Source organism: Pantoea eucalypti (assembly GCF_009646115.1).
Taxonomy (GTDB): domain Bacteria; phylum Pseudomonadota; class Gammaproteobacteria; order Enterobacterales; family Enterobacteriaceae; genus Pantoea; species Pantoea eucalypti.
The window spans coordinates 2734469-2748668 of sequence record NZ_CP045720.1; the positions used below are offsets into that span (position 1 = coordinate 2734469).

The window sequence follows — 14200 nt, forward strand, 5'->3', positions numbered from 1 at the left end:
CATGACCGGCTCACGCAGCGTTGCCGGTGTCGTTACCAGTGCCTGATCGGCCCGGTATCAATATGTACAAAGTTACTGCGGGGATAATATCCTACACCACCTGCGCGCAGAGATAACGCCGCTTTGCGTACATTGGCGAGCGAAACGCCTTCGATATGAAAATCCATCGCCTGACCCTTGGTGTGATAGCTGTGCTTTGCCACACCTGGACCACTCTCACGTAGCATGTTGTTGGTTGCCAGTGAGCGATAGCCGGACACCAGCTGAATCGGTTTACGCATACCCAGCAGCGCCTGCAGGCGAAAAATCTGATCAAACAGGTGCGGATCGATGCTTTTCACTTTATTGGCGCGATAGTCCCGGAAAAAGTGATTTAATCGTGACAACTCATCCTTGTCGTAACTCTTACCATTAAAAAACTCAGTTTTAAGGGTTTCACCGGTGTGAAGATTATTAAGCATCAATACACGCGGACGAGACGTAGAAAGCGAGGCCCTTGCGGAAGCAGGCAATAAAGCCAGTCCGGCGGCGGCACTACCACACAGCAGTAGTTTGCGACGAGAAGAATCAATAGTAGACATGTAACGATTTACCTGAGAATGAAGCCCGAGAAATGTGCAAAAAGCGCACAGGCCGAACCATAACTTTCTCTCAGAGAAGCGTCAACCCATCTGCCCATGGTTTGTGAGGCGATCCCCGGAGGGATCGCCATTTGAAAATATTAGTGTAAATGACCGGGACGCTGCTAACGATTTAAAATCAATCACTAGAGCAGTAACTGCTCAGCCCGACTGAGAGCCTGACTGCCCGAACGGGCGGTGTCATCATAATTGTAAATATCTGTGCGGAACTGGGGTTTGCCATCATCAGCGACCCACGCCGTAAGATAATAGAGATTCACTGGAATGCGATGGCGAATCGGAACATAGCGGGTGTCGCCCTCTTTTAACGTGCTGGAAATACGCGCATCGTTCCAGCCCGCGTCCTGCAGTAATAATCCCGCCAGTTCAGATGCTTTATTCACCCGGACACAGCCGGAGCTGAGCGCGCGGATATCACGCTGGAACAGATTATGGTTTGGCGTGTCATGCAGGTAGATCGCATCTGAGCTTGGCATATTAAATTTATAACGGCCCAGCGCATTCGCCTCCCCCGGTGCCTGAATCAGGCGATAAGGGAATGATGAAGCGGTGACCATACGCCAGTCGATCATGCTGGGATCAATCACTTCAGCGTCAGCACTCCAGCCCGACAGCAGGGTATAACCATGCTTATAAAGATAGGTCGGATCCAGCTTCACTTTTGGAATAATATCTTTTCGCACCAGTGTTGTTGGCACATTCCACGGCGGATTCAGCACCACATTATTGAGTGCGCTGCGCATCAACGGCGTTTTACGGTCCGGACGTCCGACGATGACGCGCGATGAGAGGATCTTATTGCCGTTGTTGTAATAAATCAGCGAGTAGTTGGCGATGTTCACCATGATGCCGTTATGCATATCGTCCGGCAGCAGGCGAAGACGCTGAATGTTCAGCGCCAGCAACGACGCCCGCATCTGCGGAGAGACGTTAAGCCACTGACGGGTTCTGGCACCGATAGCCCCATCGCCATCCAGTCCCTGCCACTGCTGGAAACGCTTCACCGCCGCCACCAGCGTCTCATCATAAATATTGGCGGTATTTCCTTCGAGCGTCTGACTCTGTACGTTACCCGGTGATTGTGGTGATGGGGTAAGCAGATTGCTGACTGGCGCGGCAGAAGGACTGACTGCAACAGGCTGATCGCTGTGCGTTACCGGCGAGGCGGCAACGGGTACCGCATCGTCATTGGGTGCCGGCGCATTAACCTGCGCCGTTAACATGCCGCTGCGCTGCAAAATTTCACGCAGCGCAGGAACGTCATCACTGACCTGGCCCGGACGCAGTGTTTCACTGCTTTTCAGCTGCGGCCAGGGCTGCTTATCGCTAAGCAGGGTGATAAGCGCAGCATGCATGGGCTGATACTGTGGATGCTGCGGCTGTAAGGAGGCAATAAATGCATTGTCAGAACCGGCATTGACCGCATTCTGCCACTGATTGACCACCGCCACGGAGGGCTGGGTCAGCCTGTAAGGAACATTGCTGTAGAGCCAGGTTTCACCCTGCGTCGGCACATTCGACACAAATTGCAGATAACCCAGCATCGCATCAGACAACGCAACATCCCGGGCAAAGCCGGTAATGGCGGGGTTGGTCAGACGCTCAATCCAGCGCGTGAACTGCGGCTGAACGCCAGACAGCGCCACTTCTGCCAGCTGCTGCTGAAATTTTTGCACCGCCTGAGGATCCTGCCAGAGCGGTTGCATATGACGGGATGCATAAAGCGTTGCCAGCGGTCCCAGATAAAATGGCTGGTCGGCGCTGGAGAACGCCTGCCGAATGCGCTGCTGACTGTCGGATACGGAGATGGCCGCCTGGCTAGTTCCAGGCAAAGCGGCGATGACAGCAGCCTGCGGTAGCGTAAATGGAACAACGGATAGCGCCAGCGCCAGCAATGATACAACGCGATGATGATGTAATTTTTTTACCCGCAACATCCCTGCCTCCTTATTTTTCAACTTCGCAGCGTTCCCTGTATCCGCTGCGACCGCGCTGTGACTCATCATGTGAGTATACAAACAAAAACGGCATTTGCCTCATGCGACAAATGCCGTAACCAGATTAACGAATGGTTCAGTTTTTGACTACGTTTCCGCCTGTGATTTTTCAGCCGTTAAATCGGGCAATGCTTCGGCTTCGCTTCCCGCACGCACCGGCGAAGTATCCGCAGCAAAACCACGCAGGCCAACCACATGCACATGCTCGGTGTTATTAAACACTTTACGCACCAGTTTGTAGGTCGTGCCTTTCTCTGGGCTGATGTTCTCTGGCGCGGCAATCACCAGTTGCATCTCCAGTCGTTCACACAGTTCAAACAGCGTGGCGATGGAGCGGGCATCCAGACGGGCCGCTTCATCAAGGAACAGCAGTCGGCATGGTGAAATGTCTTTGCCGCGCAGACGACGGGACTCCTCTTCCCAGCTTTGCACCACCATTACCAGAATGGACATACCGGTACCAATCGCTTCACCGGTTGAGAGCGCACCGCTCTCTGCACGCAGCCAGCCATCAGAACCCCGGTTAACTTCCACTTCCATCTCCAGATAGTTGCGGTAGTCCAGCAGCTCCTCGCCGATGGTCTGCGGCGTACGCTGCCCCATGTCGATGTGCGGATTAAGACGCTGATAAAGCTTCGCCAGCGCTTCGGAGAAGGTCAGGCGATTACTGTTAAACAGATCCTGATGCTGCTCGTGCTCCTCCGACAGTGTGTCCAGCAGCATGGCATGCGTTTCACGCACATTCACGTTGAGCCGCACGCTGTGCACCTGACCAAAGCTGACGGTCTGCAAGCCCTGGTTGAGCTGACGGATGCGATTCTGTTCGCGCTGGATTGTTTTACGGATGATATTGGCCGCACTGCGCGAACTGATCGCCAGCATCTGCTCACGTGCCGTCAGCTCTTCGGTCAGACGGTTCAGTTCGATTTCCATCTGCTCAATCGCTTCGACCGGATCGTCAGTACGAATAATATCCTGACGGATACGCTCACGCAGATGCTGATAAACCGCAATAAAGAACTGAATCTTACGTTCCGGACGTTTTGGATCTTCCGACAACCGCAGCACGTCGCGCAGATGTTCGTTATCCGCTACCGCCAGACGCAGCGCACCCAATGCTTTATCCGACATCGAGCGCAGTTCATCGCCGCTCAGGTAGGCCAGTTCACGGCGATGCAGACGACGCTCAACGCCATTCTCTTTCACCAGACGCAGTACGGTACACCAGCCCGCTTTGGCGCTGACCACCTGCTCCCGCACCAGATGATATTGACGCTCCAGCTGACGCAGTCGCTTCTGCAGGTTATCCATCTCCGCTTCGCAGAAAGTGAGTTGTTTCTCCAGCTGATTGCGGCGGGCACGGTTGTGACTGAGTGCTGTGTACAGCTCGTCACGACGAACGCGCGCGCGCGCTTCTGCACTGCTGTCAGCCTGGACGCCAATGTCCTGCATTTCCTGCTGCAGCTCTTTCAGCATGTCGCGTTTCGCGTCATAGGCGCTTTTCAGCGAGGCGAGCACCTGCGAGTATTGTGTCAGCTGCGCCTGATGTTCACGCAGGCGATCACGACTGCGACTACGTTCACCTTCAGCCTGCTCCAGACGCTGACGCAGCTTATCGCTGAGGTCATTGTTGCCGTTGAGCATGCTGGCTGAGTCGTCATAGCTGAAGTGGGCGCGACGCTGCACCACTTCGGTCAGGGCAAAGGCCTGCTGACGCGCATTACGCTGTTGCTGCTGTGCCTGCTGATAATCCGCCTGCAGCTGCTCGTGCTGTTCCGGGTCGCTCTGCAACACGGCGATAATTGGCTCAAGTTTCGCCAGTTTCGCGCCGTGCTGATGCAGAAAGCGCGCCGCATCCTGCGCCGCATCGACCTGCTCACGAATCTCTTCGCAACGATCGCCCAGCGTATCATCCAGCAGCAGGTTAACGCGTGGCAGCAGTCGGTTAAGTTGTGACACGCCCTCTTTCGCCAGCTCATACTGCTGGCGCTGCTGCTGATTATTGCTCTCGTGCTGATTCAGCGCCCGTTCCAGTTCAGCCCGGCGTGCGCCCAGCTGACGGATCTGTGCTTCCGGGTCAGCGTCAAACGCCACGGCCAGATGACTGCCGATAAAACGGCTGAACGACTGATGCAGACGTTGCGTTTTCTGCACGTCAAACGACAGCGTCGCGTAGCGTTCGGCCAGCTTGTCGCGTTCAAGATGCAGCAGCTCCAGCTGATTTTCACGCGCAGCACGGCCAAACAGCGGTATTTTCGGGAAGCGGGAGTAGCGCCACTGACGCTCAGCTACCTTCACAACCACCGCATTCTGCAGCTCATCCACGCTGAAGACGCTGTCATCGAACGACTGCGGATCACCTTCGATCAGATAGAGATCTTCCGGGCAATCCTCGAGCCCGTCCAGCAACTCACGAACACGTGACAGATCCGGCACCACGATCGCATGACGTGACGGACCGTAGAGTGCGGAGAAGTACGGCGCATCGTCCAGTGTAACATCATCATAAATTTCAGACAGTAAGACGCCGCCAAAACGTTCCGCCAGCTGGGTCAGCCGCGCATCTTCCGCTCCGCCTGGCTGGCTGAGTCGTTCAATCTGCTGCTCGATATCGCGTTTTTGGGCGGCCACTTCGTCGCGCTCGACGGTGGTCTCACGCTCACGCTCCAGCAGCTGCTGCATATATTCGGTGACGTCCTGGCTGCTGTTCAGCGCCTGGCCAGTCTGTTCGCTGAGCTGCGTCAGAATCTCCTGCGCCGCCAGCCAGTGTGGCGCGCGGGCGGTAAGGCTGGTGATGCGTTCACGCAGCTGTTCCAGCTCCTGACGCATCATCATGCGCTGCTCACCGGCGTCCGAGACGCTGCTGTTCAGCTGTTCAATCTGTGCTTCCAGTTCCTGCTGCAGGCCAGCCAGCGCATCGGCTTCATAATGCTGCCCCTGGCGCTTGCAGAACTCGGCCAGCAGACGCTCCGCCTCATGCTGTTCGCGCAGGCGCTGTTCCAGCTCATTGAGACGCAGACGCAGCGATGAGAGCTGTTCAGCGTGATGACGCTGATTGCTGGCATCACGCAGCAGTTCGCGACCGGTTTGCCAGGCATCCTGACGGGACACATCACCGGCAATGCTGGTCACCAGCGCCAGCGCCTGTTCGAACTGACTGTGTGCCGCTTCCGCGACGCTCAGCTTCTGTTCCAGACGCAGCAGGCGTTCTGTCGCCTCTTCCTCTTTGGCCTGGAAACTTTCCTGCCATTCAGCGGCATTGTCGATGGTCAGATCGGGCAGCTGGCAGAGCGTGCGGGCGCGTTCCAGCGCCTGCAAGGCCTGCTGATACTGGATGGCGCGGGTTTGCTGCACGTCGAGTGCCTGCTGGAAATCGGCCAGCTGACTTTTCAGCTCATCCACTTCCAGCTCAGCGGCTTCGGCACGCGCTTCATTCTCTTCCTGAATTTCACGCGCTTCGGCGACCACTTCGGTCTGCTCTTCCAGACGCAGCGTCAGATCTTCGATATCGGCATCGTAACGCTCAATCTTCTCCTGCTGACGCATCGCCGTCTGCACCAGATTCAGGTGATCGCTGGCGGCCTGGTAATCGACTTCGAGATCGTTCTCTGCGCCACTGTGCTCAGCCAGTTCGCGCGCCATCTCAACATGACGATACTGCTCGGTGGCGAGCTGCTTGCGACTGCTGAACAGCTCACTGCGCAGTTGTAACGCACTGTCGAGATGCCCCCGACGCTCGTTGGCGTGGCGCATATAGTCAGCCGAAACGTAGCTGGTCGCCTCGGAGATCAGATGCTTAAAGAGATCGCGGTCAGACTGGGTAACGCGGATTGCCTCCAGCGTCATGCGGTTTTCGCGCAGCGCCGCTTCCATGTCCTGAAACGCTTTACGCACGCCGCTGTTTTCAGGCAGCAGGTAATCACGCAGCGATCGGGTGATGGCGCTGGAGATACCGCCATACAGTGAGGCTTCAATCAAACGATAAAACTTGCTGCGATCGCTGGCAGAGCGCAGACGTCGCGGCACCACGCCCAGATCAAACATCATGGCGTGATAATCGGTGATTGAGTTATAAGCGCGGAACTGTACGCCTTCCTGCGCCTCAACCCGCTCTTTCACCTCATTCAGCGGCAATACGCGTGCCTGACGGCTGTTAAGCACTTCTGTCAGCATATCGGTCGGGTTGGTATCGGTTGGCAGGCCATGGATACTGAAAGGTTTAATATCGACCTTTTTATCGCGTCCGGCGACCTGTTGCAGACGGACACCGACCACCACACGCTGATGACGTGAATTCACGACATCCAGCATGGAGTAACAGACGCCAGCCCGCAGCTTCCCGTGTAAACCTTTGTCACGTGATCCCGACGTTGCGCCCGCTTCGGTGGTATTACGGAAGTGCAGCAATGTTAAATCGGGGATCAGCGCGGTCACAAATGCCGCCATGGTGGTGGACTTACCCGCACCGTTACCGCCTGACAGCGTGGTCACTAATTCATCGAGATCAAAAGTACGGGCAAAAAAGCCGTTCCAGTTGATCAGCGTAAGCGAACGAAACTTTCCGCGCTCAATCATGCCTGTTCTTCCTCTGCGTTCTCACTCGCGTCGCCTTCCTGACCGTCACCTTCGTCGGTGTCGACCGGTGCTGTCGCGTTTTCCAGTAGCATCGCTTCGCCATCACGAATCAGGCGAAGCTGCGCTTCACGGGCGTCATCACCGCTGCGCACGTCGGCACCAAAGCGGAACACGGATTCAGTGATGCGGAATTTGCTGCTGTCGTTACCGTAAAACCACACCATACCCAGACGGCGCAGACGGCTCAGAGAGGCGCGCACTTTCTCCTGCAGTTTGGTGCGATCCAGATCCGAACCGGTGGAACGCTGGTTAACCAGCTTCAGCAGGCGATTCTCGTCCGCCAGCGAGAGCAGCTCGTCGTAGAGCTCCTGCTGGGTAAAAATCCCTTCATTGGCCAGACGTTCCGGGCTGAGGTAGAGATAGCAAAGAATCTTCCCGACCATCATATCCAGCTCAGAGAGCACGGAACGCGGAATCAACGTCGTTGAACGCGGACGCAGATAGAAAAAGCCTTCCGGCGCACGAATCAACTCAACGTGATAACGGCTGTAAAACTCTTCGAGAAACGACTGGTAGTCCATCAGAAACGCATGATTATCCAGCTCTTCGATACCGATATGACGTCCGGCGCGTAACTGGCTATCCAGCGCGGGAAAAATTGGGTTGGCCAGTGCCAGTGCCAGCTTAACCGGCATCACTTGTTCAATATTTGTCGATGACATGTGCCTGCACCTTGGCTCCGTAATCATTGATGGCTTGCCATTCCACAGGCAAACCGGCTAAATCAGCTTCTGCTACGCCAAGGCGCACCGCCTGATCCACCACAATGCGTGCCAGATCGAAATGGCGGGCGCGTGGATACTGGGCCAGGTAGTCGCGCATCACTGACGCGAGGTTGAGCGGTTTTTGTTGCGATTTATAGACCTGCAGCGCTTCTTCAATCATCGCTGCCAGCTGTTCGCGAATTTCGTTGATCTCTTCGTATTCCATCTCCGGCGGCAGTTCGCCCATCACTTCGTCATTCCGCAGCGTCAGCGCTTCATCACGCATGTCATACAGACGGTCGGCGTTGGCGTAGGTCAGCGCCCAGGGCGCGTCGAAGTAATTCTGTACTGATACCCGCAGGCGCTGCGCAAAGACGCGGTTCTTATCCATGTCGATGGCGGTACGGATGAATTTATGGACGTGGCGGTCATAGCCGATCCACAGGTCGATTGCCTGCTGGCCCCAGCTGGTAATCCGGTCGAGTTTGCTTTGCAGATCAAACACCAGCTTATCGACGAAGCCCAGGTCCGGGCTGTCCAGCGTGGCATCCTGAATCCGCAGCAGGTTTTCCTGAAGTTTGTCGCCCGCAGCTTCCAGCGTATCCTGCAGTTCACGCAACGTCCCTGACGTTTCGGAAAGCAGCATTTCACAGCTGGAGATAGCCGCGCGCCAGTCTTTGTTCAGCAGTTCAGCAATATCGTTTTTCACCGCCTGTTGCTGTTCATCCATCAGACGCTGGGTCATATCAATGCTGTCGAAGATCTCCGCCACCGAATATTTCAGCGGCGCAAAAACATTGCGATGCCAGTGGAACTCGTCGCCGTTTTCCTGCGCCGCATCGGCTGCTCGCTTAAGCTCATTGGCCACAATCGACAGCTGCATAGACAGGCGCAGCGTCGAAAATTCTCGCTGACGGATGTAATAGTCAGTGATGCCGATGGCCAGCGGCGTCAGGCGATAGATAGCATTGCCTTCGGTCAGTTCGCTGGTAAAGCGGTTAAGCAGGCGCTGTCGCACCATGTCATTGATGGCGTTGTTGGCGCGAACCAACACGGTTTCGTGGGTTTGTTCGAAAGCTTTACTGACGTGACGGAATGCATCAATCAGATCGCCTTCACTCATTTCGCCATCCATCCGCTCACCATTAAGGGTGGCGATAGCCAGCAAAAAGGCCAGACGTTCCACTGGCAGCGCAAGGGAAAAGTCATTTTTGCGCGCCCAGGAGACCAGTTCAGGTACCGTCTGGGAAAATTCACTCATAATTCGTCCTTCTGCCCGGGTTTACGCGCGGTCACGTGGATGTAACGCCCTAAGCTCAAAAAGGGTTCCTGACGGCAGTAACGCCGCTCCATCTCAATAATTTCGTCGTCGCTTTTTGGTTCGCCCTTCGGCGGCTTCATGTAATCACTGAATACCCGGATCCCGGCACGCTGTTCAATCACAAAACCACACGCCTCCAGCCAGCGATAAACCTGTTCAGGGTCGCGCGGATAATCAGGCGACAGCGTTCGCTTTTTGCGTTTGGTCAGATTGGTGCGCAGATAGCCGAAATTACCCAGCGTTAAGGTGCGCAGTGTCAGGCCGTGCAGATTGTAAAACATCAGCGACATGACGCCTCCCGGACGCAGCAGATCGAACAGCGCTTTCAGCACCGTCTCCGGTTCAGCGACCCATTCAAGCACAGCGTGGAACAATACCAGATCCACCGGCTTATCCAAATGTTCGCCCACCTGCTGAGCGCTAATTTGTCTGAATTGCATGTTATGGCTCACACCCTGCGACACCGCATTTTCCTCTGCCCGGCGTAGCATCTCACCAGAGAGATCGCACAGCAGAACCTGATGGCCCTGTGCCGCAAGCCCGCTGGAGACCTGGCCAATACCGCCGCCCGCGTCCAGCACCGACAGCGGGTGTGACGACAGATCGGGCAGTATCTTCTCCAGCTCGTCCCAAAGAATGGCCTGCCGTATTTTCCCTTTAGTGGTGCCGTAAATATTTTGCGAAAATTTATCCGCGAGATCGTCAAAGTTACGATCCTGCATGGCATGCGCTCCGGTATGCTGCGGTGAGACTTATGCTATTTTGTCACAGGCACCAGAAGAATGAACCTTTCATCCCCATCTTCCCTTCCGGGTGCTCTATTTTCGGACAACAGGACGCATTTTTGATGTTATTTACCCTGAAAAAAGTCATTGGCGGGCTGCTTTTACCCCTGCCGTTTCTGCTTTTGTTGATGGCGCTTGGTATTTTACTGGTTTGGTTTACTGGCTGGCAGAAAAGCGGCAAAACCGTGATCTCGGTCAGCTGGCTGCTCCTTCTGTTGCTGAGTCTGCAGCCGCTGGCGGATCGTCTGCTGCTGCCACTGGACAGCCGCTATCCGACCTGGAACGGCGCAGAGAAGGTGGACTATATTGTGGTACTGGGTGGAGGCTACACCTTTAATCCGGGATGGGCGCCCAGCTCGAACCTGTTGAATAACAGCCTGCCCCGCGTGGCAGAGGGTGTGCGCCAGTGGCGGCGTAATCCGCAGTCGACCCTGATTTTTACCGGTGCAGCGGGCGGCACCAATCCGAAGAGCAGCGCCTGGGTAGCGGCACAGGTGGCGGAAAGTCTGGGCGTTCCTCATGAACATATTCAGATCCTTGACCAGCCACGCGATACCGCAGACGAAGCGCAGGCAGTTAAAACTGTGGCAGGCAATCGCCCGCTAATGCTGGTGACCTCCGCGAATCATATGCCACGGGCAATACGCTTTTTCCACGCGGTCGGGTTGAAGCCCATTGCCGCGCCCGCCAATCAGCTTGCGATTACCTCACCGCTGAATGGCTGGGAACGGGCCATACCGTCATCGATCTGGCTAAGTCACAGCGAACGTGCCGTTTATGAAACGCTGGGCACGTTATTGCAACGGCTGAAAACCGAGGATGGCTCAGCCGAGCCAGGGAAGTAACTGTGCGCGAGCATGGTCAAAGCGCGGCCGATCAAAGGTGCCGGTCTGGATAAGCGTGTCGATGCAGTCCCACAGCTGATAAACCCACCGACGCCAGATAAAACCCTCTGAGACCGGCGCCCGTTGCAGGTAATGATGCAGTAGCGCCGTTTCGGCTGGCGATGCATCCAGATGGATCAGGTCATATTCACGCGGTGCCCAGAGAATCGTGCCGGGCTGAGTCATCGCGATTAACTGGTCACTGCGGCTGTTTTTCAGCATGCTCTGCAGCCGCACGTTGCCATGAACCATCACGCAGGGATCATCGAAGCCGCGAAACAGATGCGCCAGTCGCGCGCGGCAGCGGAACAGCACCTGGCGATCGTCCAGGGTAAAGGTGGGTGGACGCAGATAGCTCAGGGTCGCCCACAACACTTCAACCCGCTGTGCATACCAGGCGGGCCAGCGGTTCTGCTGCGTGCTGTCCACTGTGCCGACCAGGCCGTGGCTATCAAGCCGGTGCCAGGCCAGCAGTCCCTCGACGACCTGTTCGCAGAACTGTTGCCAGCGCTGAGCATCCCGCGCCGGTGCTTCCGCCGTCACACCATTCAGTCGCGCCATCAGAAGCATTTCATGCACTGGCGGCTGCTGGCTCAGCACCAGACCATAGACCGCGGGTACGGCGACCAGCCCGGCCTGCCCCAGCAACGCCAGTTTTCTGGCTTCCATCGCCGCCCTGCCCTGGTGACGAAAATATTTCGCCACCACTGGCATAGGAAGGCCGTCACGATTGTATAACGCATAGAGCCGGGTGGGTGGATGTTCACTGATCATTTCGAGGCGGCTGATGGTTTCACCCAGCGCCAGCGTGAGTTCTGATTTAAGCTGTTCCATGCGGCATCCTCCTCAGATGAATATCACCCTATCCTGAAGGAAGTGTTGGCTATAAGTTTAGCGGCGGATCAATAACGTGGTGCTGAAACGGGGAGACAGGCTCCCCGCTTGTCAGGCCTGCATGGCAATACGAACACGTTGCAAATCGTCTGGCGTATCCACACCCACGCTCGGGATGGTTTTCGCCACGGCGACATGAATTTTCTCGCCGTACCACAAAACGCGCAATTGCTCGAGCAGCTCAATCTGTTCCAGAGGGCAAGGCGCCCAGGCAACATAGCGGCGAATAAAACCGGCACGATAAGCGTAGATGCCAATGTGACGCAGTAGCGTGTCACCGATCTGCTCGCGCGAGGCTGCATAGCGTTCACGATCCCACGGAATGGTAGCCCGTGAGAAATAGAGCGCGTAGCCATTCACATCCATGACCACTTTCACCGCATTCGGATTAAAAGCTTCTTCCGCATCCGTAATTGGCACCGCCAGCGTCGCCATGCCCGCTGCTGACCCCGCCAGATTGGTCGCCACCTGACGCACAATCTCTGCCGGGATCATCGGCTCATCGCCCTGGACGTTGACGATGATTTCGTCATCGGCAAACTGATATTTTTCGATCACTTCCGCCAGCCGCTCCGTGCCGGACTGGTGATCGGCGCGCGTCATGCAGACTTCGCCGCCTGCCGCCTCGACGGCCTTTGCCACGTCAGGATGATCGGTAGCAACGATGACACGGCTGGCACCCGATTCACGGGCGCGCTCCATCACATGCACGACCATCGGTTTACCATGGATATCAAGCAGTGGCTTGCCCGGTAAGCGGGTTGACGCATAACGCGCAGGAATGATGGCCGTAAAACTCATGGATGAATCTCTTCGACGGAGAGCGTGCGGGCTTCCGTTTCCAGCAGCACCGGAATGCCGTCACGAACCGGGAAGGCCAGGCCATCAGGTTTGCAGATCAGCTCCTGCTGTGCATTGTTGAAGTAGAGTTTGCCATTGCACACCGGGCAGGCAACGATTTCGAGTAAACGATGATCCATATGTCCTCCATCAGGGACCGAATGCGTAAGGGTTCAAGCATACCATAGCGCGGCGTATGCGGGATGGAGTAAAACACCATCCCACAGCGGCTGCCGAAAATTTGATTAATCCAGCGTCCACAGGGCTGGCCAGTGCGCTTTAAGCGCATCGGGTACCTGCAGGATGGCGACGCTTTCTGCGCCCTGCCAGGCTGCGAAGCGTTCAATAGCGCGCCGGATATCTGCTGCAAAACGCGCCGTGACACGGGTTTTCTCTTCCAGCCAGAGTTTTTTAATCTCCAGCTGTTTTGACTGACGCAGCATACGGGCATCAAGCCGGCCTTTTATTTGCCCGCGATGGAGGATGGGCAACACAAAATAGCCAAACTTGCGCTTCTCCTCGGGGGTATAGCACTCGATACGGTAGTCGAAGTTAAACAGCTCAAGCGCGCGTTTGCGATCCCAGACCACCGGATCAAACGGAGAAAGCACTGTGCTGTGCGTCGCCTGCAGCGGCGTCTCCAGCAACGGCAGCAGGTCACGATGCAGCCACATCTCGCCCAGACCCTCTGTATTGACGGCGACCAGATCGCCCGCAGCCTCGGCGTCAGCGATAAAGTCTTTTACGGGTGCCCGCTTCAGGCGATAGTAATCCGCCAGCCAGGCCGCGCGGAAAACCCCTAAGCTGCGGGCGCTGTTCATCAGCATCTGACGGGTCGCTTCGGCTTCGCTGATACCATGCAGTTCATCCTGCCAGTCAGGCATTACGCGGCTGCGCAGATCGTAGACGCGCTGAAAATTGCGGCGTTCTGCGACCATCAGCTCACCGGCGCTGAAGAGATTTTCCAGATGACGTTTGTGCGGTTTCCATGCCCACCAGCCTGACTTCGGGTTATCGGCGTGCGTAAAATCGGCGGCGCGCACCGGCCCATTTTCCCGGATCTGCTGCAATAGTTCAGCAATCGCCTGCTGGTGGTCAGCAACCCATTGCGCGTTGTATTTCCAGCCCAGACGTTCAGGCGACAACATGCGATGACGAAGCAGTCTGTAATCGGCGCGGGGAATAAAACAGGCTTCATGCGCCCAGTATTCAAAGAGTTCACCCTGCGCCAGCGCCTGCTCCAGCCATGCCTGAGGATAATTACCCAGGCGACTGAACAGCACCAGATAGGGACTGCGGGCCACCACATGAATGGTATCGATTTGCAGCAGCGACATGCGGGAGATGCAGTTGATCAGATCCTGATACACCGCGCGTTTTGCCGGCGCGCGCAGCAGGCCCTGCGCGGCGAGATGAAGGTGACGTGCTTGCTGTAACGAAAGTGAATGCGGGCTGTTCATCCTCTTCCTTATCAGGCATCACCTGAATGGGTGCGGGTA

Annotated in this window: 11 protein-coding genes; 1 reads left to right on the plus strand and 10 read right to left on the minus strand. The window is 56.3% G+C overall.

What is annotated here, in order from left to right:
- Positions 1-32: 32 nt before the first annotated feature.
- From mepK to cmoM, 6 genes are all read right to left on the minus strand, one after another.
- Positions 33-581 (minus strand): peptidoglycan L,D-endopeptidase MepK, encoded by a 549-nt coding sequence (gene mepK, locus EE896_RS12830; RefSeq protein ID WP_003849393.1) that lies wholly within the window; start codon positions 579-581, stop codon positions 33-35.
- 185 nt (positions 582-766) lie between these two features.
- Positions 767-2578 carry a L,D-transpeptidase gene (ldtD, locus tag EE896_RS12835; RefSeq protein WP_140033560.1) on the minus strand — a complete coding sequence of 604 codons (1812 nt, stop codon included), beginning with the start codon at positions 2576-2578 and terminating at the stop codon, positions 767-769.
- A 147-nt stretch (positions 2579-2725) separates the two neighbouring features.
- On the minus strand, positions 2726-7213 hold the full coding sequence (mukB, locus tag EE896_RS12840) for a chromosome partition protein MukB (RefSeq protein ID WP_140915849.1): 4488 nt from the start codon (positions 7211-7213) through the stop codon (positions 2726-2728).
- Positions 7210-7935 carry a chromosome partition protein MukE gene (mukE, locus tag EE896_RS12845; RefSeq protein WP_140915848.1) on the minus strand — a complete coding sequence of 242 codons (726 nt, stop codon included), beginning with the start codon at positions 7933-7935 and terminating at the stop codon, positions 7210-7212. The genes mukB and mukE overlap by 4 nt, the downstream gene beginning before the upstream one ends.
- Positions 7916-9238, minus strand: a complete 1323-nt coding sequence (mukF, locus tag EE896_RS12850; protein WP_003849384.1) for a chromosome partition protein MukF — start codon at positions 9236-9238, stop codon at positions 7916-7918. Before mukF ends, mukE begins: the two co-directional genes overlap by 20 nt.
- The gene (cmoM, locus tag EE896_RS12855; protein WP_008925851.1) at positions 9235-10020 is read right to left on the minus strand and encodes a tRNA uridine 5-oxyacetic acid(34) methyltransferase CmoM; all 786 of its coding nucleotides are present in this window, start codon (positions 10018-10020) and stop codon (positions 9235-9237) included. The genes mukF and cmoM overlap by 4 nt, the downstream gene beginning before the upstream one ends.
- Positions 10021-10145: 125 nt before the next feature.
- On the opposite strand from cmoM, the gene elyC reads away from it, so the two are divergent.
- Complete coding sequence (gene elyC / locus EE896_RS12860; protein ID WP_003849380.1) at positions 10146-10928, plus strand: envelope biogenesis factor ElyC; 783 nt, start codon at positions 10146-10148, stop codon at positions 10926-10928.
- On the opposite strand, the gene EE896_RS12865 is transcribed toward elyC, so the two are convergent.
- From EE896_RS12865 to EE896_RS12880, 4 genes are all read right to left on the minus strand, one after another.
- Positions 10908-11801, minus strand: coding sequence for a phosphotransferase (locus EE896_RS12865; protein ID WP_008925849.1), 894 nt, complete (start codon positions 11799-11801; stop codon positions 10908-10910). The two genes, elyC and EE896_RS12865, sit on opposite strands and share 21 nt — an antisense overlap.
- 111 nt (positions 11802-11912) lie before the next feature.
- Positions 11913-12662: a 3-deoxy-manno-octulosonate cytidylyltransferase gene (gene kdsB / locus EE896_RS12870; RefSeq protein ID WP_003849376.1), complete on the minus strand. Its 750-nt coding sequence runs from the start codon at positions 12660-12662 to the stop codon at positions 11913-11915.
- On the minus strand, positions 12659-12841 hold the full coding sequence (locus EE896_RS12875; protein ID WP_003849374.1) for a Trm112 family protein: 183 nt from the start codon (positions 12839-12841) through the stop codon (positions 12659-12661). Before EE896_RS12875 ends, kdsB begins: the two co-directional genes overlap by 4 nt.
- Positions 12842-12946: 105 nt before the next feature.
- On the minus strand, positions 12947-14161 hold the full coding sequence (locus tag EE896_RS12880) for a winged helix-turn-helix domain-containing protein (RefSeq protein ID WP_003849371.1): 1215 nt from the start codon (positions 14159-14161) through the stop codon (positions 12947-12949).
- Positions 14162-14200 lie beyond the last annotated feature (39 nt).

Bases quoted from the DNA above. Each gene is read 5' to 3' on its own strand.
- mepK (WP_003849393.1), bottom strand. From the start codon at position 581: ATGTCTACTATTGATTCTTCTCGTCGCAAACTACTGCTGTGTGGTAGT.
- ldtD (WP_140033560.1), bottom strand. From the start codon at position 2,578: ATGTTGCGGGTAAAAAAATTACATCATCATCGCGTTGTATCATTGCTG.
- mukB (WP_140915849.1), bottom strand. From the start codon at position 7,213: ATGATTGAGCGCGGAAAGTTTCGTTCGCTTACGCTGATCAACTGGAAC.
- mukE (WP_140915848.1), bottom strand. From the start codon at position 7,935: ATGTCATCGACAAATATTGAACAAGTGATGCCGGTTAAGCTGGCACTG.
- mukF (WP_003849384.1), bottom strand. From the start codon at position 9,238: ATGAGTGAATTTTCCCAGACGGTACCTGAACTGGTCTCCTGGGCGCGC.
- cmoM (WP_008925851.1), bottom strand. From the start codon at position 10,020: ATGCAGGATCGTAACTTTGACGATCTCGCGGATAAATTTTCGCAAAAT.
- elyC (WP_003849380.1), top strand. From the start codon at position 10,146: ATGTTATTTACCCTGAAAAAAGTCATTGGCGGGCTGCTTTTACCCCTG.
- EE896_RS12865 (WP_008925849.1), bottom strand. From the start codon at position 11,801: ATGGAACAGCTTAAATCAGAACTCACGCTGGCGCTGGGTGAAACCATC.
- kdsB (WP_003849376.1), bottom strand. From the start codon at position 12,662: ATGAGTTTTACGGCCATCATTCCTGCGCGTTATGCGTCAACCCGCTTA.
- EE896_RS12875 (WP_003849374.1), bottom strand. From the start codon at position 12,841: ATGGATCATCGTTTACTCGAAATCGTTGCCTGCCCGGTGTGCAATGGC.
- EE896_RS12880 (WP_003849371.1), bottom strand. From the start codon at position 14,161: ATGAACAGCCCGCATTCACTTTCGTTACAGCAAGCACGTCACCTTCAT.